Consider the following 26,994-nt stretch of genomic DNA (forward strand, 5'->3'; position numbering starts at 1 on the left):
GTATATCCTCCGATCATGGGAGAAATCGAGAACTGCCCCTCCGATACGGCCCCGAACACCGTGCCGGAGAATACCAGTACCAAGAAGGATATGGCCGCAAATGCATACACTCTTTTCAAGAAACACCCCCGTTTACTGGCGTAGCGTGCGTAGAATAGCATGGTTGGCAGGGGCGGTCAAAGAAGGTTTTCAACCTGGTTGGAGGAGCAACAACAAAGAAAGTGACTGCAAGAAAATGGTACGCAGAAAATCAACGTTGACGAGAGGATAGTATAAAAGTTGCTGCTGTCGTACCGCGGGAGAAAGCAGCAGGGAGCTGGTGATGTCACCAACATAAACGGGTATTATATTTTTTTATTTTTTACTTCCTTGAGTTTTACGAGCAGTCGGGAAATGGTCGTTTGCAATATGCTGTGTTTGTTGTAATTTTTATCTTCGGCACGATGAATTATCAGTAAGGGTTTTAAAACCTGCTGGCGCATAAACTCCAACAGATCCTGAGTTTGTTGTTTGGCCCTCTCTCGTATGGTTATATTTCGGGCAATGCACATGACTCCCACAATCTCGCCACTCGGCAAAATCCAGGGAAACTTTGTTACGGAAACCTTCACGATTTCGCCATTTCGATGGGTTATGGTTTCGTGTTGATCTTCGATCGGTCTACGATTTTGCATCACCCAGAGGTCATCCTGAAGAGCCTTTTCGGCTTGTTCGCGAGGCAAAAGATCAAAATCGGTGCAGCCCCGGATCGTATTCATATTCAGGCCGTAATGGCGGGCTTTGGTGGCGCTGGCGCAGATGATATTCCCGCCCGTAAATTCGCCACGCTCATTGGCAAAGTATTCTTTAATCACAATGGAGTCACTCGTATGTTCCATGAATGCGTTAAATATCAGCACTTCTTGCATTGATCGTCCCATCGGCTTTTCCTCTCGTATAAAACGATACAAAAAATACGGAAACATACAATTGAAACCGTTTGTATCGGGTGGTTTACTGGTCGAGTGTTTTTTTATTGACCACACCAAGTGTGCAACCGTATATTTTCACAAGGTCTGTAAATCATACCACATTGTCTGGTTACGATGGCAATAACCAATTGAAGGGGTGCCTCATGAATTGTACGATCGAGCAGTTTGAGGATGTTGTCGCCAAGTTTAAATATTTTGCCGAATCTGTGGAACTAGAGCTTTCATCAGAAGCCGACGGTCTGCGGCAGGAACTGATTGTGATATGTGCAGAACTGCTGACGACAGTCAGGGAGGAGATCAAGGCAGGGGCTGATTCGATTATATGATGAGGTCGCCAGAATCTTTCGTGTAACAAAATGTGCAGTACAGTTCAACAGATCTTCCGGCTTCTATCGCCCTGCCTTATGAGATGAATTCACACAGTTACGCAACTAATCGGCTGAACTTGATGAAACCTATGACATTTTTTTGACCTTTTCGAGACTCACCACGAGGCTCTGAACGATAGGGGTATGGATATGATTCCGCCTCGATGAAATATGTGTGAAAGATTGTGTAAACAATTAGTTATGGTTGTATTGACCTTGACGGATTATAATCCGGGTGCTAGATTAATATTAAATATGGCAAATAATTAATATTAATGCTTTTTGAGGCCGGGAAAATGTTGACGGTAAAGATTGATGACGGTATTACAGCGGTAGATATTGAAGAGGGATCGTATATTTGGTTCCGCCAAGGAGAAAATACGCCTTTCATTGAGTGGCGGGATTTATGCCCTGCGGAGAGAACCGCCATTCTTGACCTCAGGGACCGCATTGTGCATCTTAACGGTGAGCTTGCGGAGATTCTCAAAGCTCTCGAAATAAAAAAAGCGGCATAAAAACATCAGGGCGTCCGGTAATACGGATGCCCTGATGAGTGTCGTGATTCACGGTGGAGCAAATTTGCGTATGTGTGATGATGCCCCATCACAGAGAGTTCTCAATTGGGTATAACGGAAGTCGACTAATCAGCTTTCTTTGTGAACTTTGCCGGAGTCCAGCCTTGTAGTGTCAGGGCGAGTTCGTTTTTTGAGACAGAATCGCCATAAACCATCAGGGGTAACATCCAATACATACCTCCGCAATTTGTTGGGAGCGAAATGACCACGGGGATAGAGGTGCGCGCGGGGATACGTAGCACAAAAAAAAGGCATGCAGCATGACGCTGTAGGCCTTTATTTTTTTCTGGTCGGGGAGACAGGATTCGAACCTGCGACCCCCTGTGCCCAAGACAGGTGCGCTACCAGGCTGCGCTACTCCCCGACAACGAAAAAAATATTAACTAACACATGTCTGACAGGAAGGCAATAAAAATCATTTTTCAACGCTGTTTCCGATGATATATCCGCGCCATTCCCGAATAATGCCGTCGTAGGTCTGGTTATAGTCACTTAGTGCTGCTGCGACGGCGTTTTCGGCACTCAAGCCGTTGCCCAACCCCACGAGTATCTGTTTAACCCGATGCCAGCCATAGGTTGACACCAGGTAGTTCACCACGCTGTAGCTCTGCTGGTACGCCAGGGTTGCATCGGCGGTGGAGAGGTTTCCGAAACTTGTTTCGAGCTTTCTGAAATCAGTGATGGCGCCTTTGCGGACGGCGTGCTCCAATGCGACCAGCGGGCGATTATCCTGCGTTCTACCGAATACCTCGGCAATCCCTTCATTGAGCCAGAGAGGACAGCTGCCGCGCGTAAGGTCGAAAACCACCACATGAGCGTACTCGTGATACAAAACGGCGCGTAAGGCGGGGGTCATCTCCTTGGCCGCGCCGAAAGGAAGCCTAATTTTGCCGTCGTAGACACCGCCGGACCAGTCGGGCGAATCGGTCACGGTCTTGTAGTCTCCCCGTTTGTAGATGCCTACCGGAACGCGCGCCTGGGGATAGTGGTCCAACTCCCCGTTTACCGCGTTGGCCGCCGCCTCCAGTACGTCAAGAACTGAGAGGGCGAATGTCGTATCCACGTCCGGGTCGTAGGAAAGGTCGAAGCGTGAGCTGTGGCCTTGGTCCATGCTCGCTTCAACGGCAGTCTCTCTGCGCGCCTTGCCAAGGATCTCGAGGATCTCCTCGCGTCCCGGCGAGCCTTTCAGGGCCAGTTCCCATAGTTCCACCGCCTGTTGGCGGTTATCGGTATCATACAGTACCAGCCCCAGGAAATAGAGTACCTCTGTCGAATCGCCCGTCTGTGAACGTGCCAGTTCCAGTTGGGAACGGGCTATGTCATATTTTTTGAGATAGTAGTTACAGATACCCCGCAACAGTTCATAGGATGCATCATCGGGATACAGTTCCTGCGCCTTGAGGAATATCTCATCTGCTTGTTCGTAATGATTTAGTTTGAAGAGTTGATATCCGTAAGCCACATATCCACTGGCCAGATTATGCGTGATCTTTTCGTTGAGAGGGAACAGGCGATGACTGTTTTCCAACAGTTCCAGCTCCTGTTTAATTCCCTCGGGAGATGTCGTTGCGGAGGCATTGACGTTCGGCTGGTGAAGGTGGTCGTTAGTCTGCTCGGCAACGGCAAGGAGGGGTGAATACGACAGACACGATAACACCAGGATGGTGGAGACGCCATGAAGCAAGGAATGCCGGTATTTCAGTAATACCGGCATTCGGTGGTTTGGGAGCCTGCGGTGCGTCATGGGCGAGAAATGAAAGTCTGCACCGATGCGGCTATTCCGGGGCTGTCGAGCCCCAGCATGGTCCGCAGTTCGTGCTGTTCACCCTGGGGGATGTATCGGTCGGGGTAGCCGAGACGCAGAACCGGTATACCGGTCAGTTGGTGCTGTTCCAGCAGTTCCAGTATGGCTGTACCAAAGCCCCCCTGAAGGGCGTTTTCTTCAAGTGTTACGATCCGGCCGCATGAGCGGGCGAGTTCCAGGATCAGCGTTTCGTCCAGCGGTTTTACAAAGCGGACATTGACAACGGTTAACGCCATGCCGTGCTCTTTTTCGAGCTGTCCGGCAGCTTCGAGGGCGGGAGAGACCATGGTGCCCAGCGCCAACAGCACCCCGTCTCTTCCTTCACGGAGCACCTCAGCACGGCCCACGGGCAGGGTGGCCAGGGTCTGGTCCAGTGGTACACCATATCCGTTGCCCCGTGGATAACGCACCGCTGCCGGACCACCCAACGCAATGGCGGTTGCCAGCATGTGCTGTAACTCGTTTTCGTCTTTGGGAGCCATCAGCACCATGTTGGGGAGGTGCCGCAGGTAGGAGATGTCAAAGGCCCCATGATGCGTGGGGCCGTCACTGCCCACCACGCCGCCACGGTCCAGCGCAAAAGTCACTGGCAGGTTCTGGAGACAGACATCGTGGAAAACCTGGTCGTAGGCGCGTTGAAGGAATGTGGAGTAGACGGCGAACACTGGCCGCAGGCCGCTGGCAGCCAGACCGGCGGCAAAGGTTACCCCGTGTTGTTCGGCTATGCCCATATCAAAAAAACGTTCGGGGTGTTCTTTGGAGAACCCGCTCAGACCGGTGCCGTCGGGCATGGCGGCGGTTATGGCCACGATCCTTTCGTCCTCGGCGGCCAGTTTGCAGAGCGTCGCACCGAAGATGGCGGTGTATGATGCGGCACCACCCTTGCCCTTCAACACCTTGCCGGTCTCGATCTCGAACGGTCCGACGCCGTGGAAGAGTGACGGGTTGTCCTCGGCCGGTTTGTAGCCTTTGCCCTTCTTGGTCAGAACATGTATCAGAACGGCGTCATCGAACTTTTTGACGCTATCCAGTGTTTCCAATAGTTTTGGCAAATCATGCCCATCGATGGGGCCGATATAATTGAAGCCGAAGGCTTCGAACAACATGCCGGGGGTGAAAAGCCCCTTGAAGGATTCTTCCATCTTGCGGGCAATGTGCAGCACCCCCTTACCCACGTCGATCCGCTTGAGAAATGATTCCGTGTTTTTTTTGAAGCGATGCACGAATTCACTGGAGGCGGTCCGGCTGAGAAAGGTGGAGAGGGCGCCGACATTCTCGGCGATGGACATCTCATTGTCGTTGAGGATGACGATCAGGTCCTTGTCTAGGGCGCCGGCGTGGTTTATACCCTCGTAGGCCATGCCGCCAGTCATGGAGCCGTCGCCGATCACTGCAACGACCTTGTTTCTGCGGCCGTCCAGATCGCGGGCCGCGGCATAGCCGGTGGCAGCCGAGATAGAGGTGGATGAGTGACCGACACCGAAAGCGTCGTGGGGCGATTCGGCCCGCTTGGGGAAGCCGGTGATGCCGTTCAGGGTGCGCAGGGTGGAGAATCGGTCACGTCGGCCGGTGAGGATTTTATGGGCATAGGCCTGATGGCCCACATCCCAGATGATCTTGTCGGCAGGCGTAGTGAAGACCCGGTGCAGGGCAATGGTCAACTCCACAACCCCCAAACTTGGGGCTAGGTGACCGCCGTTCTTTGCACATGTCTCGATGATCATGCGGCGAAGGTCCTCAGCAACGGCCGGAAGCTGGGACAAGGGAAGTTTTTTCAAGTCATCCGGGGAATTTATCGTTTCAAGGATAGCCATAGTAGGTCCTTATCTTTAGCAAGCATTACCACGGAGGATGCGGAGGAAATCGGAACGATCAAAATAAAAATGATCAGGTTTTACGGATTGTATCCTTGAAACAGATTCTGCTTATCACAATAAATGGGACTATTTTCCACCATATCCTCTGCGGTGAAAGCTTAAATATCAATTTTTGCGATTGACAATGTACTGCGCGATTTCCCTTAGCGGATCGGCCTCAGCCCCGAAAATCTCCAGGGCGGTCATGGCTTCGTCCATCATGGTGCGTGCCTCTTCCTTGGCCGCTGCCAAACCCATCACCGCCGGGTAGGTCGCCTTGCCGCGAGCCTCGTCGCTGCCGGCATCTTTTCCGATCTCCTCGGTGGTGCCCTCAATATCCAGGATGTCGTCGGCGATCTGGAATGCCAATCCGGCTGCCTTGCCATACCGCTCGACGGCAGCCAGTTTGGTCTCGTCAGCCCCCCCCAGAAGTGCGCCGGCAACTACGGATGCCTTGATCAACGCGCCGGTCTTGTGGGTATGGATATACTGTACTGTGGGCAGGTCAATATCCGCCTTGCCTTCGCTTTCCATATCCACCACCTGTCCACCCACCATGCCGTTGGATCCGGCGCAGGCCGCTATCTCGTTGATTACCGCCAGGCGTGCTGCAGGGGGTACGTCAATATTGAAACGTGGGTCGCTTGCCAGTCTGAATGCCTCGGTTAACAGGGCATCGCCGGCCAGAATGGCGATCGCCTCGCCAAAAACCTTGTGGTTAGTGGGGTTGCCGCGCCGAAAATCGTCGTCATCCATGGCGGGCAGGTCGTCGTGGATCAGGGAGTAGGTATGGATCATCTCCATGGCGCAGGCCGCGGGTATGGCACGCTCCGTATCGCCGCCGACCGCTTGGCAAGCGGCCAGCATCAGGATCGGCCGTACTCGTTTACCGCCGGCAAAAACCGAATACCGCATGGCCTTGTGCAGACTGTGGGGAAGCTCGGTTTCTCTGGGCAGAAAGCGGTCCAGGGCCTCGTCAACCCGTGTACATTGTTCTTTCAGGTATGCTTTTAAATCCATGTGTGCGGTCCTTTGTTTGCTACGGAGACACTCGGGTGGCGAACTAGCCAGCCGAAGAAGGTTCAAGCCATGATCTGGGGTCGGGGGGATTGCGTTGTGTCTCTGTGGCAGAAGTTTATGACTGAGATTTCTCTATTCTCCCGGTTCGAATGGCTCACGGTCAAAGGTTCCATCCTTGCGTTTCAACAGCACCTCGACCCGCCGCTCGGCCTCGTCCAGTTTCTGGGAGCAGAAGGCGGCGTGTTTGACTCCCTCCTCGAAGGCTTTGAGGGAATCCTCCAGGGAAATTGAGCCGCCTTCCAGGCGTTTGACGATCTCTTCCAGCTTTTTGAGGGCTGTCTCGAATTTTTCCGTTGCCATACTGTAAACCTTTTTGACCCATTTTTAGTATCGGGACATTATACAGATATGCCGTCTACGGTCAAGCATTCACGCTTCACGGTTCTCCACGCGACATGTGGCCGTGCCGCGCCAAAAGTTGAGCCGCAGCAGTTCCCCCTCCGCAAGCTGGGCGGCGTCGGTGGCCACCGTGCCGTCTTGACATCGCAGGGCAATGGCGTACCCCCTGGCAAGGGTAGAGAGCGGCGAGAGTACTTCCAGGCGTGCGGCCTGTTCGCCGAAAGCCAGTTTGAGAACATCAAGTTTCGATTGTAACAGCCGTTCACCGTCCGACTCAAGGCGTTGCAGGCGTTGTCGGCGGTCAGCAATTAGGCGTATCGGATTGTTGAATGAAAGTGATTGATTTAAACTATTGAGCTGTTCCCTGCGCCGGATCAGCCCGTTTTCAAAGCTTAATGCAAGCCGTTCCGTAAGGTCGTCTACCCGCTGGGCCAGGTGTCCCACCAGGGTGGTGGGATCGTGGAGCGCCCGTCGCAGCGTGTCGAGCCGCGCTTCCCGGGCAGCAAGGTGCGATTCGATCCCCAGGCGCAAGCGATGGGTCAGGGATTTCACCAGGCCGCGCAACTCCTCGGCGCTGGCGGAAACCAGTTCGGCGGCTGCAGAGGGGGTAGGGGCGCGCAAATCGGCGGCAAAGTCACAGATGGTCCAGTCGGTTTCGTGACCCACGGCCGAGATGATCGGGATGCGGGAACGGCGGACGGCCCGCGCCACAATTTCTTCGTTGAACGCCCAAAGGTCTTCCAGTGAGCCTCCGCCACGGCCAACGATCAGCACGTCCACCTCGGCCAGGCGATTCATGTCGGCGATGGCCGAGACGATCTCCCGGGCGGCTCCGTCTCCCTGGACGCGCACCGGGTAGAGCTGCACCTCCAGTGATGCGAAACGGCGCTTAAGGACATTGAGGATGTCATGGATCGCGGCACCGGTCGGCGACGTCACCACGCCCACACGTTTGGGAAAACGGGGCATGGGGCGTTTGAGGGCCTCGTCGAAGAGTCCCTCGCGGGCCAGGCGCTCCTTGAGCTGTACGAAAGCCATTTGCAGGGCTCCGACGCCTGCCGGTTCCAGGTATTCGCAGATTATCTGGTATTCACCACGCTGATCGTAGACGGATAGGCGCCCCCTGACAATCAGCCCCATGCCGTCGGAAAGGTGGAACTTCAGATTCTTGGCGGCACTTTTGAACATGACGCACCGCACCTGGGCTCCGGAATCCTTGAGGGTGAAATAGATGTGCCCGGAGGAGGGGAGGGACAGGTTGGAAACCTCTCCTTCGACCCAGACCTGGTCGAAGTTGTCCTCCAGCACGCCGCGGATGAGGGCGGTCAGGCGACTGACCGTGAGGATGGTCTTTTCGGAGAAAATGTCCATGAGGATCATTTTAGGCGTCGTGTACTCCGTCGTCAATCCCAATCAAGGTAAAAGGCGTGGCGAAGCGATGTGCTCTGTCAAGAGTGCGGAGAAACGTGCCAAGCTCACGGGTGCGGAATAACCGTACGGGCACACCGGAAATGGTAGCGAGCCGGCTTTTCCTCTTTACTTTCGCGCCATATTTATCTATCCTTCACAATTCCATTTTAGTGTGTATAACCAAAGGATTTATGGCCATCAGCAGACTACGCAATTTTTCCATCATCGCCCACATCGACCACGGCAAATCCACCTTGGCCGACCGCCTCCTGGAGTATACCGGTGCGCTTTCGGACCGGGAAAAACAGGATCAATTCCTGGACAAGATGGATCTGGAGCGTGAGCGGGGCATCACCATCAAGGCCCAGACCGTCCGGCTCAACTACCGTGCCGATGACGGCAACGATTATGTTCTTAACCTGATCGACACCCCCGGCCATGTGGACTTCACCTACGAAGTTTCCCGTTCCCTGGCGGCCTGCGAAGGCGGGCTTTTGGTGGTGGACGCCTCCCAGGGGGTCGAAGCTCAGACCTTGGCCAATGTTTATCTGGCCCTGGACAACAATCTGGAGGTCTTTCCGGTCCTCAACAAGATCGACCTGCCTGCGGCCGACCCGGAACGGGTGATTCAGGAGATCGAGGAGATTATCGGCATCGACGCCCATGACGCCGTGCTGGCCAGCGCCAAGGAAGGGGTCGGCACCCACGAGATTCTGGAGGAGATCGTCAAGAAGATCCCCGCGCCTACGGGCGACCCATCCGCACCGCTCAAGGCGCTCCTGTTCGATTCATGGTACGACCAGTACCAGGGAGTCATAATCCTGGTGCGGCTCTTTGACGGCACCCTCAAAAAGGGTGACAAGATTCAACTCATGTCCACAAACCGCTCCTACGAGGCACTCAAGGTCGGGGTGTTTGCCCCGGTGATGCGCGAGGTGCCTTCGTTGAGCGCCGGAGAGGTCGGCTTTGTGATCGCAGGCATCAAGGATGTGGCCGACGCCAAGGTGGGCGATACGGTGACCCTGCTGAATCGGCAGTGCGAACAGGCGCTCGCCGGCTTCAAAGAGGTCAAGCCGATGGTGTTCTCCGGCCTGTACCCCATTGATACGGCTCAATACGAGCAGTTGCGTGATGCCTTGGCCAAGCTCAAGCTGAACGATTCCTCCTTCTCCTACGAGCCGGAGACCTCGGTGGCTCTTGGATTCGGTTATCGTTGCGGCTTTCTGGGACTCTTGCACATGGAGATCATTCAGGAGCGACTGGAGCGTGAATTCGGGCTGGATCTGATCACCACCGCACCGACGGTCGTGTACAAGGTACATCGTGTCACCGGCGAGGTGGTCACTATCGAAAGCGCCAACCTGCTCCCCGAGCCGCAGCACGTGGATTACCTGGAAGAACCCTTCATCCTGGCCCATATCCACGTGCCCAACGATTTCGTTGGCGGCGTGCTGGCTCTGTGCGAGGAAAAGCGCGGCGTGCAGCGGGAGATCAAGTATCTGACCCCCACCAGGGTCATGATCATATATGAGATGCCCCTTAACGAGATCGTGCTCGATTTTTACGACAAGCTGAAATCCATAACCAAAGGCTACGCGTCCCTTGACTACGAACACCTGGATTATCGTCGCAGTGAACTGGTCAGGATGAACATCATGATCAACGGCGAGGTGGTGGATGCTCTATCCCTGATCATTCACCGTGACAAGGCTTATTTCCGCGGTCGCGACTTGGTTTCCAAGATGAAGGAGTTGATCCCGCGCCAGATGTTCGAGGTGGCTATCCAGGCGGCCATCGGCAATAAGGTCATCGCCCGCGAAACGGTCAAGGCCATGCGCAAGGATGTTCTTGCCAAGTGCTACGGCGGGGACATCACCCGCAAGCGTAAGCTTCTGGAGAAACAGAAGGAAGGCAAAAAACGCATGAAAAATGTTGGAAACGTGGAACTGCCCCAAGAGGCGTTCCTGGCGATCCTCAAGGTGGACGACAAATAAATTCTCATTTCCGCAAAGGAACCTTCATGGAAGAACACAGTGAAACACCCCTGCAATCTCCTGCACCATCCGCTGACCCAGCTTTACAGACCTCGACACCGGTCGCAAAACAGAAGAGCATCATCCGCGAATACGCCGAATCTATCCTTATTGCCGTAGTTCTGGCGCTGGTTATCCGCACCTATTTGGTGCAGGCCTTCAAGATTCCGTCAGGGTCCATGGAAGATACTCTCGCCATCGGAGATCATTTGCTCGTCAATAAGTTTATCTACGGTACGCATCTCCCCTTCAGCGATAAGCGATTGCTCACGCTTCGCGACCCGAGGCGGGGTGATGTGATCGTCTTTGAATATCCCGAGGACCCCAGCAAGGATTTCATCAAGCGGGTGATCGGCACGCCGGGTGATGTGGTCGAAGGTAAGGACAAAAAGGTCTACGTCAACGGCAAGCTTTACGAAAATCCCCACGAGGTGCATAAGGAAAAGGATCTCATCCCCAAGGAGATGAATCCCCGTGATACCTTTGGCCCGGTTACGGTGCCGCCCAATTCGTACTTCATGATGGGTGACAATCGTGACCGTTCCTATGACAGCCGTTTCTGGGGCTTCGTGTCGCGAGACAAGATCAAGGGACTGGCGTTCATAAAGTATTGGTCGTGGGATAAGGACAAATTCAGGCCTCGTTTCGGTAGCATCGGAAAATTGATAAACTGATTTCAGGTCGCAAACAAAACCAAATCCGCCACAGAGCCACAGAGACACGGAGAAAATCGAGAGAACAGGACAGACAAAAGAACGGATTCCTGTTTTTCGTAAAGCTGTTTTGCCTTTCTCTGTGAACTTCTGTGTCTCCGTATCTCTGTGGCGGACGTAAAAACATTGATTTTAAATGGAGGATAGCTATATGGATACGCTGGGAAGCTGGAAACGGACACATTACTGCGGCGATTTGCGCGCCACCGATATTGGCTCCGAGGTGATTCTGATGGGTTGGGCTCTGCGTCGCCGGGATCATGGCGGTTTGATCTTCATCGACCTGCGCGACCGTGAGGGAATTGCCCAGATCGTCTTTGATCCTGAGGTGTCCGCTTCGGCCCACGGCGTGGCCGAAACAGTGCGCAGTGAGTTTGTGCTGGCCGTAAAGGGCAAAGTCATCCCGCGACCGGAAGGGACTGTGAACCCTAACATGAAGACCGGCGAGGTGGAGATCCAGGTCAGCGAATGCAAGCTGCTCAACCGTTCCAAACCGCTCCCCTTCATGCTGGACGAATTCAGCGAGGTGAACGAGAATATCCGCCTGAAACACCGCTACTTGGACCTGCGTCGTCCCCAGCTCCAGAATAACCTTATTCTCCGTTCGAAGGTTTCGCAGCTAACCCGCTCATATCTGACGGAAAACGGGTTCATCGAGTTGGAGACTCCCTTTTTGACTAAATCAACGCCGGAGGGAGCCCGTGACTTTCTGGTCCCGTCCCGCATCAATCAGGGTTCTTTTTACGCCTTGCCCCAATCTCCCCAGATCTTCAAACAGATTCTGATGATCTCCGGCTTTGACCGTTATTTTCAAGTGGTACGCTGCTTCCGTGACGAGGACCTGCGTGCCGACCGCCAGCCGGAGTTCACCCAGATTGACTGCGAGATGTCCTTTATCGACCGTGAGGACATCATTACCGTTATGGAAGGGCTGATCGCCCGCATCTTCAAGGAAGCCAAGGGTGTCGATGTCTGCCTTCCGGTGGAGCGAATCACCTATGCCGAGTCCATCCGCCGTTTTGGTGTGGACAACCCGGACATGCGTTTTGGCATGGAGCTCTGCGACCTGACAGACTTGGTCAAAGGCTCCGGCTTCAAGGTCTTTGCCGATGTGGCGGCCAAAGGTGGCATCATCAAGGGGATCAACGCCAAGGGGTGCGCCACCTTCTCCCGCAAGGAGATCGACGACCTGACCGAGTTCGTCAAAATCTATGGCGCCAAAGGGCTGGCCTATGTCAAGTTTGAGGGAGGAGAATGGCACTCTCCCATTGCCAAGTTCTTTACCCCGGAAGAGATTGTCGCCATGAATACCGCCTTCGGCGCGGAAGAGGGTGACTTATTGTTTTTCGTGGCCGACAAGCCTAAGGTGGTCCATGACTCCCTCGGCAAGCTGCGCAATCATCTGGCCGGAATCCTCAAGCTCACGAGCAGGGATGACTACCGTTTCGTCTGGATAACCGATTTTCCGCTCCTGGAGTGGGATGAAGACGAAAAACGCTGGGCCGCGGTGCATCATCCTTTCACCGCGCCGATGGACGAGGACCTGCAGTATGTGGAATCGGACCCGGGCCGCTGTCGCGCCAAGGCCTATGACCTGGTGCTGAACGGCAATGAGATCGGCGGCGGCTCCATCAGGATTCACCAGGAAGAGGTCCAGTCGCTGATGTTCAAGATGCTCGGCCATTCCGAGGAGGACAAGCGCGCCAAGTTCGGTTTCCTGCTGGATGCCCTTGACTACGGTACGCCGCCCCACGGGGGTATTGCCTTCGGCATGGATCGCTTGATCATGTTGCTGACCGGTAGCGATTCCATTCGCGATGTCATTGCATTCCCCAAGACGCAGAAAGGGACCTGTCTGATGTCGGAAGCCCCCTCGACGGTGGACACCAAGCAACTCCGCGAGCTTGGAATCAAGCTGGCGGAAAAACAGGCATAGCAAACCATAATGGTGCGCTGGCCCGCCACCATACCGCTTTTGGCGTGTTGCTGCTTTCTCTTCTCCTGTGCCACGCAGGCGCCTCCCCCCTCCTGGCGCCTGCAGAGCATGAGTTTGGTCGACGAGTTGTCCCTTCAAGGGGCTCCCCGTCTGTTTCCCGATGAGTACCGCAACATTGTGGAAACCTTCGAACACGGAGAGGCGGTGCTGCATGTGCAGCAAAACGATAAACAGGCAGATGCCTACTACCTTCTTGCCCTGCAAAAGGGAGACCTGCTCAAGGCTGAACTGCTGCGGCTGAAGCGGCAGGCGGAGGAAGAGGCGCGGCGAGAGGCGGCGGAACGGGCAATCCGTGCGGAGGAAGAACGTATCCTGCGGGAAGCGGCACAAGCAGAGGAGCGCCTGCAAGAGCAAAACCAATTGAAGGCCGCCGCAGAGGCTGCGGCGGCTAAGTCTAAAGCCGTCTCAAAGGAGGCTTCTGTCCCGCTTCCCACCACCTACACGGTTCGGCGAGGCGAAACCCTCCCGCAAATTGCCGGAAGAACAGAAATCTATAATGATGTTTCTCTCTGGCCACTCATCTACCGTGCCAATCGTGACCAGATTCGCGACCCCAAGCGACTCTGGCCGGGGCAGGTTCTCACTATCCCGCGCCGTTATCCCGGCAAAAAATAAAACAACTTTATTACCCGGTATTCTCCTTTACAAAATGGCCGAAACAATTGGCAGTTTTTTCTTGACAGTCTAATAGCTTTTGTATACTGTATACAGAATCTGTATAAGAGTAAAATAGTTATAAATAATAGCAAGTTACGATGTTTTGCCTCTGCGTGCACAATCTGAAAAAGTCTTCATTGCGGGAGCTACGCCAGGCGTCCAAGCAGGTGATGGTTCCGGCAGTGGAAAAGATTGCAAGCCGTGTGCGCGTTTTCTTTAGGCCTCCGGCGATACCGGCATAACTACATAAGGAGAGAATATGACAACAGAAACTGCAAAAATCATTTGGTCGAAAATTGATGAAGCGCCTGCATTGGCGACGTACTCCTTGCTCCCCATAGTCAAAGCCTTTACAAAGGCAGCCGGTGTTGTCGTTGAAACTCGGGACATCTCTGTCGCCGGAAGGATCATCGCAAACTTTCCCGATTACCTGACAGAGAGTCAGAGGATGCCGGACTATCTGGCCGAGCTGGGCGAACTCACCCAGAAGTCCGAGGCGAATATCATCAAGCTGCCCAATGTCAGCGCCTCCATCCCCCAGCTTAAGGCCGCCATCAAGGAATTGCAGGAGAAGGGATACAAGCTCCCCGATTATCCCGAAGAGCCGAAGACCGATGCCGAGAAGGAACTGCATGCCCGGTATGCCAAGTGTCTCGGTAGCGCCGTAAACCCGGTCCTGAGGGAAGGTAACTCCGACAGGAGATCAGCCAAGGCAGTTAAGGAGTACGCCAAGAAACACCCGCACAAGATGGGAGCTTGGAGCCCGGACTCCAAGACCCATGTTTCGTGGATGGATTGCTGCGATTTCTACGAAAACGAAAAGTCCGTTACCATGGAAAAAGCCGGCAACGTAAAGATTGAGTTCGTCGATCAGGCCGGCAAGGTCACGGTTCTGAAAGAGAAGCTCCCTCTCCAAGCCGGCGAAATCTTCGATGGAACGTTCATGAACGTTCGTGCCCTGCGCAAATTCATTGAAGAGCAGATTGAAGACGCCAAGGCAAAGGGCATCCTGTTCTCCGTGCATCTCAAGGCTACCATGATGAAGATCTCCGATCCGATCATGTTCGGTCATTTCGTCTCCGTTTACTTTAAGGATGTGTTCGAGAAGCATGCCGCTACTTTTAAGGAACTGGGCGTTAATCCTGATCTTGGTTTGGGCGACCTGTACCTGAAGCTCCAGAAGCTGCCTGAAGCCAAGCGGGCCGAGATTGAAGCTGATATTCAGGATACGTACAAGAAGAGACCCCCTTTGGCGATGGTGGACTCGGACAAAGGCATTACCAACCTCCATGCCAGCAACGACATCATTATCGACGCCTCCATGCCGGTGGTCATCCGCGACTCCGGCGGGATGTGGGGACCGGATGGCAAGCTTCACGATGTGAAATGCGTAGTCCCTGATAGATGCTACTCAAGGTGGTATCAGGTCTGTGTCGATTTCTGCAAGAAGAACGGGCAATTCGATCCTACCACCATGGGCTCCACATCAAACGTCGGCCTCATGGCACAAAAGGCCGAGGAGTACGGCTCCCACGACAAGACCTTCAAGGTGCCGGCAAACGGTGTGGTGCGCGTTGTTGATGATACAGGTGCCGTTCTGATGCAGCACACTGTTGAGGAAGGCGATATCTGGCGCGGCTGCCAGGCAAAAGACCTGCCGATACAGGACTGGGTCAAACTTGCGGTGAGAAGGTCCCGTGCAACCGGTGCCCCTGCAATATTCTGGTTGGATAAGAACAGGGCTCACGACGCCCAGATGATCGAAAAAGTGAATAAGTACCTGAAGAATCATGATACGAATGGCCTTGATATCCGCATCATGGCCCCCGTGGACGCGATGCTCTTCACCTGTGAGAGGGCCAAAGAGGGTAAAGACACCATCACGGTGACCGGCAACGCCCTGAGGGATTACCTGACCGACCTGTTCCCGATCCTTGAACTGGGCACCAGCGCCAAGATGCTCTCCATAGTACCGCTTCTGGCCGGTGGTGGCCTGTTCGAGACCGGCGCAGGCGGCTCGGCACCCAAACACGTTCAGCAGTTCGTGCAGGAAGGATATCTGCGTTGGGATTCACTGGGTGAGTTCCTGGCACTCGCCGTGTCGCTGGAGCATCTGGCGGCCACCTTCAAGAACGACAAGGCTCAACTGCTGGCCGACACCCTTGACCAGGCAAATACCAAGTTCCTGGACCAAAACAAGAATCCGGCCCGCAAGGTTGGTCAGATCGACAACAGGGGCAGCCATTTCTACCTGGCAATGTACTGGGCCGAAGCATTGGCTGAACAGACCAAAGACAAGGATCTGGCGGCACGTTTCGCAAAAGTGGCGCAGCAGCTCAAGGAGAATGAGGCAAAAATCAACGAGGAGTTGATCGGCGCTCAAGGAAAACCCCAGGATATCGGTGGTTATTACCAGCCGGATCCGGCAAAGACGGAAAAAGCGATGCGCCCCAGCCCGACCTTAAATGCTATAGTGGACGCTATCGCCTAAAGGGATTAGGAAGCAAAACAAAAATATAGAGGAGGAAAACAGTATGGCACGGAAAAAGATTGCACTTATCGGTGGCGGACAGATCGGTGGCGTTCTTGCTCAACTCGCAGCTCTGCGTGAGCTGGGTGATGTGGTCCTGTTTGATATCGTCGAAGGGTTGCCTCAAGGCAAATGCCTCGATATCGCCGAGGCCTCACCGATTGACGGTTTCGATGTCGAGCTGAAGGGTACCAACGACTACAAGGATATCGCCGGTTCCGACGTGGTCATCGTTACCGCGGGCCTCCCTCGCAAGCCGGGCATGAGCCGTGACGACCTGATCGAGGTTAACTCCAAGATCATCGCGAGCGTCGGCGAGGGGATCAAGCAGTACGCCCCCAATTCCTTCGTGATCGTCATCTCCAACCCGCTGGACGCCATGGTCACCCTGCTGCAGCGTATCACCGGCTTCCCTTACAACCGCGTCATCGGTCAGGCCGGCGTGCTCGACTCCGCCCGTTTCGAAGCCTTCATCGCCTGGGAACTGGGCGTGTCCGTGAAGGACGTCACCGCCATGACTCTGGGCGGCCACGGCGACGATATGGTGCCACTGGTCCGTTATGCCAGCGTTAAAGGTATCCCGGTCCTGGAACTCCTTGAGCGTAAGTACAAGGACAAGGCAAAGGCCAAGGAAGTCATGGAGGCCATGGTCAAGCGTACCCGCGGCGCCGGCGGCGAAGTCGTGGCCCTGCTCAAGACAGGTTCAGCTTTCTACTCCCCTGCCTCTGCAGCCATTTCCATGGCCGAATCGATCCTCAAGGATCAAAAGCGCGTGTTGCCAACCTGCTGCTTCCTGCAGGGCGAATACGGTGTTAACGGCTACTACGTCGGCGTACCGGCGGTTCTTGGTTCCAACGGCGTTGAAAGTATTCTGGAATTCGCCCTCGATGCTGAAGAACAGGCAATGATGGATAAATCTGTCGCTGCGGTAAAAGGTTTGGTTGACAGCCTCAAATAGTACTCGGAACCGAGTCAGGCTCTTGTTTGAAAAAGCAAAAGAAGGGCGCCAGCCCTTCTTTTGCCACATTTGGCCTGAAATTTCACACCGTTTATTACGGAAATAAAGGAGTCTTTTCTGATGGAAAAAACACTGCCAAAGATCGAGATTATCGAAAAGTACTGCAAGGGGTGCCATATCTGTGTGGAATTTTGCCCCACCAAGGTTCTTGAGATGCAGGGTTTCGTCGCTGCCGTCAAGAACCTGGAAGCCTGCATCAAATGCATGCAGTGCGAACTGAGGTGCCCCGACTTCGCAATCAAAGTCATAACCGACTAATTTTACGGGAGGAATGAACAGTGTCAAAAAAAGTAGCGTTTCTTCAGGGTAACGAGGCTGCCGCTCACGGCGCCATCTACGCCGGCTGCAACTTTTTCGCCGGATACCCGATCACACCCTCGACAGAGGTTGCGGAAGTCTGTTCCGTCGAGCTTCCCAAACTGGGCGGCAAATTCATACAGATGGAGGACGAAATCGGTGCCATGGCGGCCATCCTTGGCGCGTCTCTGGCCGGTTCCAAGGTCCTGACATCTACGTCAGGTCCTGGTCTCTCCCTCAAGCAGGAGTTGATCGGTTACGGCTGTATCGCCGAAATTCCCTGCGTTGTTTTCAATGTCATGCGCGGCGGTCCTTCCACCGGCATGCCCACCGGCCCGAGTCAGTCGGACGTGATGTCCGCCAAGTGGGGCACCCACGGCGACCATCCGGCCATCTGCCTGGTGCCTGCCTCGGTGCAGGAAACTTACGAAGAGGTCATCCGCGCCTTCAACCTCTCCGAAAAGTACCGCACCCCGGTCATGGTCATGCCGGACGAGATCGTGGCCCACATGCGTGAACGTATCGTCTTCCCCGAACCGGGCGAGATCGAGATCGTACCCCGCAAGACCCCGACCGTCCCTCCCGAGCAGTACAAACCGTATGACACCAGTTTCGGCGATGTGCCTCCGCTGGCCGCCTACGGAACTGGCTACAAATTCCATGTCACCGGCCTCAACAAGATGCAGGACGGTTTCCCCACCACCAAGGCTGAAATTGTCCAGGCCGAAGAGGAACGCCAAGTCCGCAAGGTGAACGCCAACGTGGACGATATCGTCACCTTCGAGGAGTACCTGCTTGACGACGCCGAGGTCGTGGTCGTGGCCTACGGTTCCACCTCCCGTTCCGCGCGCTATGCCGTCAATGCTGCCCGCGAGCAGGGCATCAAGGCCGGCATGTTCCGCATCAAGACCTTCTGGCCGTTCCCGGACAAGCAGATCAAGGCTTTGGCCCAAAAGGCCAAAGGTTTTATCGTGCCGGAGATGAACCTGGGTATGGCTGCCCTTGAGATCGAACGTAACGTTCAGGGCAAGGCTCCGGTTCTCGGCATCTTCCGTGTTGACGGCGAACCGATCAATCCCGACCAGATTGTTGCGAAGATCAAGGAGGTTAAATAACCATGGCTTTTGATTACGATAAGTATATTCGTCCCGGCAAGCTGCCCCACATCTGGTGCCCCGGTTGCGGCCACGGCATCGTTATGAAGGGGCTCATTCGGGCGATCGACACCCTGAAACTGGATACGAAAAACACCGCCATCGTCTCGGGCATCGGTTGCGCATCCCGTCTGCCCGGATACATGGACTGCTGCACCCTGCACACCGCTCACGGCCGCGCCGCGGCCTTCGCCACCGGCGTCAAGATGTCCAAACCCGACATGAACGTGATCCTGGTGGGCGGCGACGGCGACGGCACTGCCATCGGCGGCAACCACTTCATCCACGCATGCCGACGCAACATCGACATGACTTATATCATCCTTAACAACAAGATCTACGGCATGACCGGTGGTCAGTTCTCTCCTGCCACGCCTACCGGCGCCAAGGCGTCCACCACTCCGTACGGCAATCCTGATCCCCCGTTCGACATCGCCAAGCTGGCTATCGGCGCCGGTGCCACCTTCGTGGCCCGCGGCACCGCCTATCACGCCACCCAGATCGACAAACTCATTGCCGAAGCCATTCAGCACAAAGGCTTTTCCGTGGTGGAAATCCTGGACGACTGCCCGACCACCTACGGTCGCCGCAACAAGTTCAAGTCGGTTATCGAGATGATGAACCACCTCAAGGAAATCGCCGTGCCGGTCAAGGCCGCCGAGAAGATGACCGCCGAGCAGCTTCAGGGCAAGGTCCTCACCGGTGTCCTTTTCAAAGAGGAGCGGCCCGAGTATACCGTCGAGTACGCCAAGGTGATCGAGCGCGCCCAGGCCAAGTAATCATTACAGGAAAAGGAGCGATAGAGAATGTCCAGATATGAACTCAGGTTTTCCGGCGCAGGCGGACAGGGGTTGATCACCGCCGGGATTATTATGGCAAAAGCCGCCTCCATCTACGAAGGGAAACAGGCCGTCCAGTCCCAGAGCTACGGCCCCGAGGCCCGCGGCGGCGCATCCAAGTCGGAGGTCATCATTTCCGATGACCCGATCGACTACCCGAAGGTCACCCAGTGTGACGCACTACTGGCCATGACCCAGGAAGCATGCAACAAGTACTCCCATGACCTTAAGGAAGGCGGCGTTCTGCTGGTTGACTCCGACCTGGTTACGACACTGCCCAAGGGCAGTTTCAAGACAGTGGCCTTTCCGATCATCAACACCGCCAAGAACGACGTGGGCCGCGAGATCGTTGCCAATATCGTTGCCTTGGGGGCCATGGTCGCCCTGACCGGTCAGGTTACCCGGGAGAACGCTGAAAAAGCTGTGCTCTCCAGTGTTCCGGAAGCCTTTCTGGAGTTGAACAAAAAAGCCTTCAGCATGGGCTACGAAAAAGCGTTGGCTGCCAGCTAGGCCGTAGTAGTCAGTTCTTGTAAATAGAAAAGGCCCGGTGCGTTTGCACTGGGCCTTTTCTGTTATAGAGATTAGCTGTTAGCGCGTTCCTGCCATAATCCCGGCACCGTTTGGAAGGCCCATCTCCAGGCGTCTGATGGCCCTGAGGCCGGCAGCCTCCATCATGCCGCGCAATTCCCCTTGTGAATAGGCCTGTCCAGACGGCGTACCGACCAACATATTGAGTGAAAAAAGAGTAGGGTGAAGCGGGGCTATCCGGTTATCGTCCAAGATGAATTCCTGAATCAGCAGCAGACCCCCTGCTTTAAGGGCAGTCGCGGCCTTGGCGACGATTGCCGCACAGGCGTCGGGTCCCTCGCTATGCAAAAGGTGGGAAATCCATACCACGTCGTAACCAGTACCAATGTCATCGCTGGTAATGTCGCCTGCGCTGAAGGAAATGCGCCCGGACAGTCCGAAACGGCCCACTGTTTGTTCGGCAAATGGACGAGTGGTGGGCAGATCGTAGATAACAGCGGTCAGGTCGGGATTCTGTTTACAGAAGTTGATGGCGTATGTTCCCGGTCCTCCAGCCAAGTCGAGTAGCCTGCGGCGGCCGCCGAGGTCTATAGATGATGCTATACGGGGAGCCAGATGTGAGGCCAGATTGAACATGCCCATCAAAAAACTTTCCCGCTCATCGTCTCCGGCCTCAGAGGAACGTCTACGGACTGGGACACCGCTTTTTACCGCCTCGTCCAGGCGGCTCCATCCTTCCACCAAGTGGTGATGGTGCATGATGATGTGCCCCATGTAGGTGTCGGATGTTTTGGCGAGGTATTCGGAGCTGAAAGGGGTGGCACGAAACGTCTCCGCCTCCTTGGAGAGCAGGTCCATGGCGGTAAGGGCATTCAGAAGCATTGCCAGCCCACGTTCATCGGCGGCAATGAGCCGTGCCAGTTGTGAGGCGGTCAGGGGGCGGTCGGCCAGGGGGGTGAAGACATCAAGCTTGACACCGGCGTGCAGCGTGCAGGTGCTCCAATAGCTTCCCGAGAGTTGCAACAGTTCCGGCAGGGTCATGCGATGCTCCTTTCGCGGTTAGTGCCCCATGCCGCCACCCTCCTGATGTGAGGTTCGTTTCAGGAGGATCAGCAGAGGGATGATGGCCAGAAAGGCAAGGCCTATGATGAAGAAGATGCGGTTAAAGGCCAGGGAACCGGCCTGCTTGCGCAAAGCCCCGTACATCATGCCCAGGGCGGTCTTGTCGGCTTGGCCCGCAGCGATTCCCCGTGTGATCAGAGTCTGCTTCAGTCCTTCGAAACGCATCTGCCAAGCCGGATTATAGGATGTGACATGGGCTATCAGGTTATTCTGGTAAAACTGTTCCAACCGCGCCAGGAGGGTGGTGGCCATGGCAATGCCGACGCTGCCGCCGATATTGCGCAGCAGATTGAACATGCCGGTAGCGTTGCCCATCTCCGGTTTGGGGATGGTGGCCAGAGTCACGGTAGTCAAGGGTACGAAGATCATGGCCAGGCCGAAACCCAACACGATACGCGGCCAGGTGTAGTTCCAGAAGGCCCCTTGGAGGTTAAGCCCCTGCATGATGAACATGGAGGTGGCGCCGATGAGCAAGCCGACGAAGACAATCTTGCGGCCGTCGCGCTTCGCCATGGCTGCACCCACAAAGGGCATGGTTATAAGAGTGGCCACGCCACCGGGAGCCATGACCATGCCGGCATTGGTGGCTGAATACCCCATCAGGGTTTGCAGGAAAAGCGGGATCAGCATGATGGAGCTGTACAGGCAAAAACCGACCACGAACATGATGAAGTTGCCGGCAGAGAAGGAAACGTTTTTGAACAGGCGCAGGTTGATGATGGGGTGTTCATGGGTCAGCTCCACCCAGATCAGCGCTATCAGTGACATAACTGCGATAATGCTGAACGTTATGATGAACCGCGAACTGAACCAGTCGTCCTGCTGCCCCTTGTCCAAGACCACCTGGAGTGATCCCATGCTGACGGTGAGCAGGAACAGTCCCCAGTAGTCGATGGAAATCTGCTCTCTGCCGCGCTTGAGATAGGCTGGGTCATAGATGAAGAAGGCACACATGATAAAAGCGATGATACCCACGGGCAGGTTGATGTAGAAGATCCAGCGCCAGTTGAGGTTGTCGGTGATCCACCCACCCAGAGCCGGGCCGACAATCGGGCCGGTCATGGCCCCGATGCCGAAGATGGCCATGGCCATGCCCCGTTGGTTTGGCGGGAAGGTCTCCATCATGATAGCTTGGCTGATCGGAATCAGCGCGCCTCCGGCGGCTCCCTGCAGTACCCGGAAGAAGATCAGCGAGGCCAGGTTGGGGGCTGAGCCGCACAAAAGAGATGCCAGAGTGAACAGCGCGATACAGGTCATCAAAAAGCGTTTTCGCCCGAAGACCCGCGCAAGCCAGCCGGTCATGGGGAGTACCACGGCATTGCTGACCAGGTAGGAGGTCAGTACCCAAGTGACTTCATCGGTACCGGCGTTGAGGCTTCCCTGCATATGGGGCAGGGCCACGTTGGCCACCGAGGTGTCGATGATCTCCATGATGGTGGGGAGCATAACCGTGATAGTGATCAGCCATTTATTGATATTTTTATCTTCTGATGTGGACATTGAAGATCCGGTATTCTCTCGTCTGCGTGTCTCAGTTAAATGGGTTCAGGTCTTTGAGTATATCGGAGGTACTCCGTCCCACAAACACCGTCGGGATGACGCTCATCCCCACCCGTAGCAGGTGCTCCGGGTCCGAGGTGTTGTCGATGGCTATCTTTACCGGGATCCGCTGAACCACCTTGACGTAATTGCCGGTGGCGTTCTCCGGGGGGAGCAGCGAGAAGGCCGCGCCGGTTCCGGCCATGATGCTGTCTACACTACCGTTGAACGTCCGTCCCGGATAGGCATCCACCGTGAATTCAACCTTTTGGCCGGGCCTGATATAGGTCAGCTGGCTTTCCTTATAGTTGGCCGTAATCCAGGCGTCCTGCAACGGCACCAGCGCCATCAGGGATTGCCCTGCCTGGATGTTGGTGCCCGGTTCGATGGATTTGCGCGTTATGTAACCATCCCGGGGTGCAAAAACCTTGGTATAGGAGAGTTGTAGCTTTGCCTCATCCATCTGCGCCCTTCGCTGGAGTATTCTGGCCTTGTTGCCGTCCCGGCTGGACAGGCCTGCCTCGGCTTGGGCGCGTTTGAGGGCCTCTGCCGCCTCTTTCAGCTTTGAGTCGGCAACGCGTTTGGCGGTTCTGAGACGGTCGAGCTGTTCCTTGGGGATTACCTCTCGGCTAAAGAGCGCCTCGCCACGGTTGAGGTCCAAGACCGCCTGGTCGTAATTGGCCTGGGCCGACTGGAGACCTGCCCGGGCCACGTCCGCCTTCCGGTATTCCCCGCCGGTCTCGTTTTCCGCCATGCCGACCCCCGCCTCGGTCTGGGCAACCTTCACCCGGTAGTCGCGGTCATCAAGCTCCACCAGAAGGTCGCCCTGCTTGACGAATTGGTTGTCGTTCACCAGCACATGCGTCACGGTCCCTGATACCTTGGCGGAAATCGGAACGATGCGGGCCTCAATGAAAGCGTTGTCGGTTTCAACGTGGGTTTTACTTTTGATCAGCCATTTAATTCCGAACCATCCCCCGATGATAAGAAGAATCAGGAGGATAAGCAGCGCCTTGTAGCGCTTGCTAATGCCCGATTTTTCCTCCTCCGGCTCCGGCAACGCATCGTGCGCGGTCGGCGTGGCGCTTGGAGTCTCCTCTGTGGCTGGTGTGATCGTATCGTCTGCCATTACTTCCTCCGCTGGCGTAGGTAGTTGTTTAAAGTTCTCCCACGGCACGCTTCAAGCGGGCAGTGGAAACCTGATAATCGTATAGCGCGCTGTAATAGTCGGTCTTAGCCTGAGTGACCAGAGTCTGGGCGTCCAACACCTCCGTTGCCGTGCCGACCCGTTCCTGATAGCGTTCTTTGTTGATGCGCAGGTTTTCTTCGCTCTGGCGGATGGCTGTTTCGGCTACGCTGATTCGCTCCCTGGCCACGTTGACATCGTTTTTGGAGGAGTCGATCTCCAGGCGTACCTGGGATTCCGCCTGGCGCAAGGCATCCTGGTTTCTGGAACGGTTGCGCACGGCCTTTTCCGTAGTTGCCGTAGAGGCGAAGCCGTCGAACAGGTTGACCTTGATGCCGATGGTGGCCGCCACGATGGTCTGTTCCAGCGCCTTGTCGTTTTGCACGTAGTTGAGGGCGGCTTGGGTATAGAGTTCCGGGTAGAAGGCGGCCTTGCTTTCGCGCACCTCCATGTCGCTGGCTTGCACGCCGTGGCGCAGGGCGAGTACATCATGGCGGCGGGAGAGTGCGTCGTTTTCGTTTACCAGTGACATCGAGCCATTTGACAGGGTAACCCCCTCATCCAGTTCGGCGCGAAAATTGGCTTGGGAACCGGTCAGAAAGTTGAGCTGAAGCCAGTCGTTTTCCTTGCGATTTTTCATGGTCAGAAGTTTTTGTTTGGCCGCCGCCAGGCGTACGTCAGCCTGCAGTACATCGTTACGGGTGACGACCCCTTCCTCGAACAGCGCCTGGGCCACGCGGCGGTGTTCTTCGACCTGAGTGACCTCGTCCGCGGCCGCAGTGATCAGTTTGTCGGTTTCCAGGATAGAGAAGTAGGCTTCGATCACCTGCAGCGATATATCTGTGCGGCGGGCTTCAAAGGATTGGACAGAAGAGTCGGCAAGGGCTCTGCTCATCTGTTGCCGTGCGTTTCGGCGGCCGAAATCGTAGATGGTGTAGGTAGCTGAGAGACCGGCTGTGGCGTAGTCTGCCTGCTGGGTCTCGGCTGCCATGCCGCCAATCTTTGCTCCCTGAGCGGCTTGCTGCACGGTGTAACCGGCCTGTGCATCGATGCGGGGATAGTTGGTCGCCGATGTCTGGCGAATATCCTGTTCGGCTATTCGGGGTGACCAGGCTGCTGCTTTCAAGCCGGGATTATACTGTTTGGCCCGCTCCAGGCATTCCTGCAACGTGAGCGGGGCCGCCCAGGATACGGAACCGACCAGAAGAATGCCGGTAATGAAGAGGCTAAAAAGCAGGTTTTTCATATACCCTCTTTTCTCCACGAAGGATCTCCAATATACGTCCAAGTTCGGCAATATCTTTGTTACTCAGGCCGCTGGTGAGTTTTCCCAAGGCTTTTTTCGAGCATTCTCTCAACTGGGGCTCCAAGGTTCTCCCCCGGGGGGTTAGCTTGATTTGATACGCCCGACGGTCATGGGGATGGGTATGCCGTTCAACCAAACCAAATTTTTCCAGGCGATCGATCAGCCCCCCCAGCGTGGTGCGATCAACCTGACTCTTTTCGGATAATTCTACCTGGGTCAACCCGTCCTGCTGCCACAGGAAGGCAAGAATAGCATATTGGGGAGGCGTCAGATCGAATTTCTCTAATTCCTCCCTGAACAATGCAAAAGCCCTTTGGTAGGCCTTTGCCAGAAGAAAGCCGATGCTCTTTTCTATGTCATACATGATGTGTTTGTCCTCATCGTCCTGTAATAATTGTCATTATGCATATAATCAGTATGCTGTCAATTGTTGGATGCGAGGATGGATGATGTATCGACGCTATGCAAGAAATTGTTTGAATTTGTACGTGATTATGCAATAAATACACGATAGTGCAAAATGGTATGACATTCCCCGGCCAATGACTGCCGGTAAAAGGAACCATCACGGACATGTTGCTTACCTTGGACTCCGAACACCCCCAACCGCACCAGGTTGCCCGCGTTGTGGACTGCCTGAAAAAGGGCGGCATTATTGCTTATCCTACCGACACGACCTACGGCATCGGCTGTTCCATCTTCAATAAAAAGGGGATAGAGCGTATCTACCTCATGAAAGGGCGCGAACGGCGCAAACCGTTTTCGTTCATCTGTTCAAGTCTGTCCGAGGTCTCCCATTATGCAAAGGTGGGCAATAATGCCTTCAAGATACTAAAGCGCTACCTGCCCGGGCCTTATACCTTCATACTGGAGGCTACCCGCGATGTACCCGACCTGCTGCTGACTCGTCAAAAAACCGTGGGCATCAGAATTCCGGAGAACCGTATCTGCCTGGAACTGGTGCAGGCGCTGGGAAACCCGATCATAACTACTAGTGCCAACCTTTCCGGTGAAGACCCGGCCGGCGACCCCTATATTATTGAAGATACCTTCGGACACCAGCTCGATTTTGTCATCGATGGCGGCCTTCTGACCACAGACGTCAGCTCGGTGGTGGCGCTGACCGGTGACACCCCGGAGGTGCTTCGGACCGGGGTGGGCGATGTGTCGTGGTGCTCTCATTGACGTTGAAAAAGGACCTTGTTTATGCGTAAACGTACCGTTAGAAACGGTCTGCGCCTGATTCTGGCTGCTCTTCTCCTGATCGTTCTGGTCAGCTTCTATCATGTTGGCATTGCCGATCTGTTTTCGTTGTCAGACCCGGCAGAAATGCGCCTTTATCGGCTGGGTATCTTCTGGGCCGCAGCTTTTGGTGGTTACGGCGTTGTTCTGTCCGCCTTTGGCCTGGTGATGCCGGGGGATCCCCGCGACGCGCAGGTGCGGGTGTTGCCGGTGTTTTTTTTGATCCTCGGGACGGTAGCGCTCTTCTTCTACCTATTGGCATCGTCTTTCAACGAACCGACCCGACCGGAACGCCTGCAACCCGGCGATACGATCACGATTTGACAGAGTCTGCCTGGCCCTTTGCGTAACAGGCCGTTATTTTTTATACTACATAATTAAAGTAAACTTTACATGGTTAAATCAAGTTGACTTATTTGTGTGTAAATTGT

At 55.1% G+C, this 26,994-nt stretch carries 25 protein-coding genes and 1 tRNA gene; 14 read left to right on the top strand and 12 right to left on the bottom strand.

From position 1 onward, the window contains the following. Positions 1-344 precede the first annotated feature (344 nt). Positions 345-920 (bottom strand): PAS domain-containing protein, encoded by a 576-nt coding sequence (locus LDN12_RS07925; protein ID WP_223922128.1) that lies wholly within the window; start codon positions 918-920, stop codon positions 345-347. Positions 921-1,114: 194 nt separating this feature from the next. On the opposite strand from LDN12_RS07925, the gene LDN12_RS07930 reads away from it, so the two are divergent. Continuing rightward, positions 1,115-1,297, top strand: a complete 183-nt coding sequence (locus tag LDN12_RS07930; RefSeq protein WP_223922129.1) for a hypothetical protein — start codon at positions 1,115-1,117, stop codon at positions 1,295-1,297. A 338-nt stretch (positions 1,298-1,635) separates the two neighbouring features. Next, entirely contained in the window at positions 1,636-1,854 is a 219-nt protein-coding gene (locus tag LDN12_RS07935; protein WP_223922130.1) for a hypothetical protein, read from the top strand. A gap of 347 nt (positions 1,855-2,201) precedes the next feature. Here LDN12_RS07935 and LDN12_RS07940 read toward each other — a convergent pair. From LDN12_RS07940 to xseA, 6 genes are all read right to left on the bottom strand, one after another. Beyond that, a tRNA-Pro gene (locus LDN12_RS07940) sits at positions 2,202-2,278 on the bottom strand. Positions 2,279-2,329: 51 nt separating this feature from the next. Then, positions 2,330-3,628 (bottom strand): peptidase MA family metallohydrolase, encoded by a 1,299-nt coding sequence (locus tag LDN12_RS07945; protein WP_223922131.1) that lies wholly within the window; start codon positions 3,626-3,628, stop codon positions 2,330-2,332. 26 nt (positions 3,629-3,654) lie between these two features. Further along, positions 3,655-5,532, bottom strand: coding sequence for a 1-deoxy-D-xylulose-5-phosphate synthase (gene dxs, locus LDN12_RS07950; RefSeq protein ID WP_223922132.1), 1,878 nt, complete (start codon positions 5,530-5,532; stop codon positions 3,655-3,657). A gap of 168 nt (positions 5,533-5,700) precedes the next feature. Then, entirely contained in the window at positions 5,701-6,594 is an 894-nt protein-coding gene (locus LDN12_RS07955) for a polyprenyl synthetase family protein (protein WP_223922133.1), read from the bottom strand. A 132-nt stretch (positions 6,595-6,726) separates the two neighbouring features. Beyond that, positions 6,727-6,954 carry an exodeoxyribonuclease VII small subunit gene (locus LDN12_RS07960; RefSeq protein ID WP_223922134.1) on the bottom strand — a complete coding sequence of 76 codons (228 nt, stop codon included), beginning with the start codon at positions 6,952-6,954 and terminating at the stop codon, positions 6,727-6,729. 69 nt (positions 6,955-7,023) lie between these two features. Next, positions 7,024-8,364, bottom strand: a complete 1,341-nt coding sequence (xseA, locus tag LDN12_RS07965; protein WP_223924044.1) for an exodeoxyribonuclease VII large subunit — start codon at positions 8,362-8,364, stop codon at positions 7,024-7,026. Between the two features lie 230 nt (positions 8,365-8,594). Here xseA and lepA point away from each other — a divergent pair, with 230 nt between their 5' ends. The 10 genes from lepA (at position 8,595) to LDN12_RS08015 (ending at position 20,150) form a co-directional block, all read left to right on the top strand. Further along, positions 8,595-10,397 carry a translation elongation factor 4 gene (gene lepA, locus LDN12_RS07970; protein ID WP_223922135.1) on the top strand — a complete coding sequence of 601 codons (1,803 nt, stop codon included), beginning with the start codon at positions 8,595-8,597 and terminating at the stop codon, positions 10,395-10,397. A 26-nt stretch (positions 10,398-10,423) separates the two neighbouring features. Further along, on the top strand, positions 10,424-11,110 hold the full coding sequence (gene lepB, locus LDN12_RS07975; RefSeq protein WP_223922136.1) for a signal peptidase I: 687 nt from the start codon (positions 10,424-10,426) through the stop codon (positions 11,108-11,110). 190 nt (positions 11,111-11,300) lie between these two features. Further along, the gene (gene aspS / locus LDN12_RS07980) at positions 11,301-13,085 is read left to right on the top strand and encodes an aspartate--tRNA ligase (RefSeq protein WP_223922137.1); all 1,785 of its coding nucleotides are present in this window, start codon (positions 11,301-11,303) and stop codon (positions 13,083-13,085) included. Positions 13,086-13,193: 108 nt separating this feature from the next. Further along, positions 13,194-13,760 carry a LysM peptidoglycan-binding domain-containing protein gene (locus LDN12_RS07985; RefSeq protein WP_223922138.1) on the top strand — a complete coding sequence of 189 codons (567 nt, stop codon included), beginning with the start codon at positions 13,194-13,196 and terminating at the stop codon, positions 13,758-13,760. Positions 13,761-14,061: 301 nt separating this feature from the next. Next, positions 14,062-16,293, top strand: a complete 2,232-nt coding sequence (locus tag LDN12_RS07990) for an NADP-dependent isocitrate dehydrogenase (RefSeq protein WP_223922139.1) — start codon at positions 14,062-14,064, stop codon at positions 16,291-16,293. 43 nt (positions 16,294-16,336) lie between these two features. Then, positions 16,337-17,290: a malate dehydrogenase gene (gene mdh / locus LDN12_RS07995; protein ID WP_223922140.1), complete on the top strand. Its 954-nt coding sequence runs from the start codon at positions 16,337-16,339 to the stop codon at positions 17,288-17,290. Between the two features lie 120 nt (positions 17,291-17,410). Next, on the top strand, positions 17,411-17,608 hold the full coding sequence (locus LDN12_RS08000; protein ID WP_223922141.1) for a 4Fe-4S binding protein: 198 nt from the start codon (positions 17,411-17,413) through the stop codon (positions 17,606-17,608). A gap of 20 nt (positions 17,609-17,628) precedes the next feature. Next, complete coding sequence (locus tag LDN12_RS08005; protein WP_223922142.1) at positions 17,629-18,762, top strand: 2-oxoacid:acceptor oxidoreductase subunit alpha; 1,134 nt, start codon at positions 17,629-17,631, stop codon at positions 18,760-18,762. Positions 18,763-18,764: 2 nt separating this feature from the next. Then, a complete protein-coding gene (locus LDN12_RS08010; protein WP_223922143.1) occupies positions 18,765-19,580 on the top strand; it encodes a 2-oxoacid:ferredoxin oxidoreductase subunit beta in 816 nt (271 codons plus the stop codon). Between the two features lie 27 nt (positions 19,581-19,607). After that, the gene (locus LDN12_RS08015) at positions 19,608-20,150 is read left to right on the top strand and encodes a 2-oxoacid:acceptor oxidoreductase family protein (protein WP_223922144.1); all 543 of its coding nucleotides are present in this window, start codon (positions 19,608-19,610) and stop codon (positions 20,148-20,150) included. 78 nt (positions 20,151-20,228) lie between these two features. On the opposite strand, the gene LDN12_RS08020 is transcribed toward LDN12_RS08015, so the two are convergent. From LDN12_RS08020 to LDN12_RS08040, 5 genes are read right to left on the bottom strand one after another with little or no spacing between them, the layout of a single operon-like run. Further along, positions 20,229-21,209, bottom strand: coding sequence for an acetylserotonin O-methyltransferase (locus tag LDN12_RS08020; RefSeq protein ID WP_223922145.1), 981 nt, complete (start codon positions 21,207-21,209; stop codon positions 20,229-20,231). An 18-nt stretch (positions 21,210-21,227) separates the two neighbouring features. Next, complete coding sequence (locus tag LDN12_RS08025; RefSeq protein ID WP_223922146.1) at positions 21,228-22,790, bottom strand: DHA2 family efflux MFS transporter permease subunit; 1,563 nt, start codon at positions 22,788-22,790, stop codon at positions 21,228-21,230. 31 nt (positions 22,791-22,821) lie between these two features. Then, positions 22,822-23,958: an HlyD family secretion protein gene (locus tag LDN12_RS08030; protein ID WP_223922147.1), complete on the bottom strand. Its 1,137-nt coding sequence runs from the start codon at positions 23,956-23,958 to the stop codon at positions 22,822-22,824. Positions 23,959-23,986: 28 nt separating this feature from the next. Further along, the gene (locus tag LDN12_RS08035; protein WP_223922148.1) at positions 23,987-25,261 is read right to left on the bottom strand and encodes a TolC family protein; all 1,275 of its coding nucleotides are present in this window, start codon (positions 25,259-25,261) and stop codon (positions 23,987-23,989) included. Further along, on the bottom strand, positions 25,242-25,685 hold the full coding sequence (locus LDN12_RS08040) for a MarR family winged helix-turn-helix transcriptional regulator (RefSeq protein ID WP_223922149.1): 444 nt from the start codon (positions 25,683-25,685) through the stop codon (positions 25,242-25,244). The genes LDN12_RS08035 and LDN12_RS08040 overlap by 20 nt, the downstream gene beginning before the upstream one ends. A gap of 209 nt (positions 25,686-25,894) precedes the next feature. On the opposite strand from LDN12_RS08040, the gene LDN12_RS08045 reads away from it, so the two are divergent. Both LDN12_RS08045 and LDN12_RS08050 read left to right on the top strand, forming a co-directional pair. Further along, complete coding sequence (locus LDN12_RS08045) at positions 25,895-26,506, top strand: L-threonylcarbamoyladenylate synthase (RefSeq protein ID WP_223922150.1); 612 nt, start codon at positions 25,895-25,897, stop codon at positions 26,504-26,506. Between the two features lie 21 nt (positions 26,507-26,527). Continuing rightward, the gene (locus LDN12_RS08050; protein ID WP_223922151.1) at positions 26,528-26,887 is read left to right on the top strand and encodes a hypothetical protein; all 360 of its coding nucleotides are present in this window, start codon (positions 26,528-26,530) and stop codon (positions 26,885-26,887) included. The last annotated feature ends 107 nt before the right edge of the window (positions 26,888-26,994 follow it).

This window comes from Geobacter sp. AOG2 (assembly GCF_019972295.1).
Lineage (GTDB): Bacteria > Desulfobacterota > Desulfuromonadia > Geobacterales > Pseudopelobacteraceae > Oryzomonas.

Bases quoted from the DNA above. Each gene is read 5' to 3' on its own strand.
- LDN12_RS08040 (WP_223922149.1), bottom strand. From the start codon at position 25,685: ATGTATGACATAGAAAAGAGCATCGGCTTTCTTCTGGCAAAGGCCTAC.
- LDN12_RS07985 (WP_223922138.1), top strand. From the start codon at position 13,194: ATGAGTTTGGTCGACGAGTTGTCCCTTCAAGGGGCTCCCCGTCTGTTT.
- lepA (WP_223922135.1), top strand. From the start codon at position 8,595: ATGGCCATCAGCAGACTACGCAATTTTTCCATCATCGCCCACATCGAC.
- LDN12_RS07925 (WP_223922128.1), bottom strand. From the start codon at position 920: ATGGGACGATCAATGCAAGAAGTGCTGATATTTAACGCATTCATGGAA.
- LDN12_RS08015 (WP_223922144.1), top strand. From the start codon at position 19,608: ATGTCCAGATATGAACTCAGGTTTTCCGGCGCAGGCGGACAGGGGTTG.
- LDN12_RS07930 (WP_223922129.1), top strand. From the start codon at position 1,115: ATGAATTGTACGATCGAGCAGTTTGAGGATGTTGTCGCCAAGTTTAAA.
- dxs (WP_223922132.1), bottom strand. From the start codon at position 5,532: ATGGCTATCCTTGAAACGATAAATTCCCCGGATGACTTGAAAAAACTT.
- LDN12_RS07990 (WP_223922139.1), top strand. From the start codon at position 14,062: ATGACAACAGAAACTGCAAAAATCATTTGGTCGAAAATTGATGAAGCG.
- LDN12_RS07935 (WP_223922130.1), top strand. From the start codon at position 1,636: ATGTTGACGGTAAAGATTGATGACGGTATTACAGCGGTAGATATTGAA.
- LDN12_RS07945 (WP_223922131.1), bottom strand. From the start codon at position 3,628: ATGCCGGTATTACTGAAATACCGGCATTCCTTGCTTCATGGCGTCTCC.
- lepB (WP_223922136.1), top strand. From the start codon at position 10,424: ATGGAAGAACACAGTGAAACACCCCTGCAATCTCCTGCACCATCCGCT.
- LDN12_RS08050 (WP_223922151.1), top strand. From the start codon at position 26,528: ATGCGTAAACGTACCGTTAGAAACGGTCTGCGCCTGATTCTGGCTGCT.
- mdh (WP_223922140.1), top strand. From the start codon at position 16,337: ATGGCACGGAAAAAGATTGCACTTATCGGTGGCGGACAGATCGGTGGC.
- LDN12_RS08025 (WP_223922146.1), bottom strand. From the start codon at position 22,790: ATGTCCACATCAGAAGATAAAAATATCAATAAATGGCTGATCACTATC.
- LDN12_RS08000 (WP_223922141.1), top strand. From the start codon at position 17,411: ATGGAAAAAACACTGCCAAAGATCGAGATTATCGAAAAGTACTGCAAG.
- LDN12_RS07960 (WP_223922134.1), bottom strand. From the start codon at position 6,954: ATGGCAACGGAAAAATTCGAGACAGCCCTCAAAAAGCTGGAAGAGATC.
- LDN12_RS08010 (WP_223922143.1), top strand. From the start codon at position 18,765: ATGGCTTTTGATTACGATAAGTATATTCGTCCCGGCAAGCTGCCCCAC.
- LDN12_RS07955 (WP_223922133.1), bottom strand. From the start codon at position 6,594: ATGGATTTAAAAGCATACCTGAAAGAACAATGTACACGGGTTGACGAG.
- LDN12_RS08020 (WP_223922145.1), bottom strand. From the start codon at position 21,209: ATGACCCTGCCGGAACTGTTGCAACTCTCGGGAAGCTATTGGAGCACC.
- LDN12_RS08035 (WP_223922148.1), bottom strand. From the start codon at position 25,261: ATGAAAAACCTGCTTTTTAGCCTCTTCATTACCGGCATTCTTCTGGTC.
- xseA (WP_223924044.1), bottom strand. From the start codon at position 8,364: ATGGACATTTTCTCCGAAAAGACCATCCTCACGGTCAGTCGCCTGACC.
- LDN12_RS08045 (WP_223922150.1), top strand. From the start codon at position 25,895: ATGTTGCTTACCTTGGACTCCGAACACCCCCAACCGCACCAGGTTGCC.
- LDN12_RS08030 (WP_223922147.1), bottom strand. From the start codon at position 23,958: ATGGCAGACGATACGATCACACCAGCCACAGAGGAGACTCCAAGCGCC.
- aspS (WP_223922137.1), top strand. From the start codon at position 11,301: ATGGATACGCTGGGAAGCTGGAAACGGACACATTACTGCGGCGATTTG.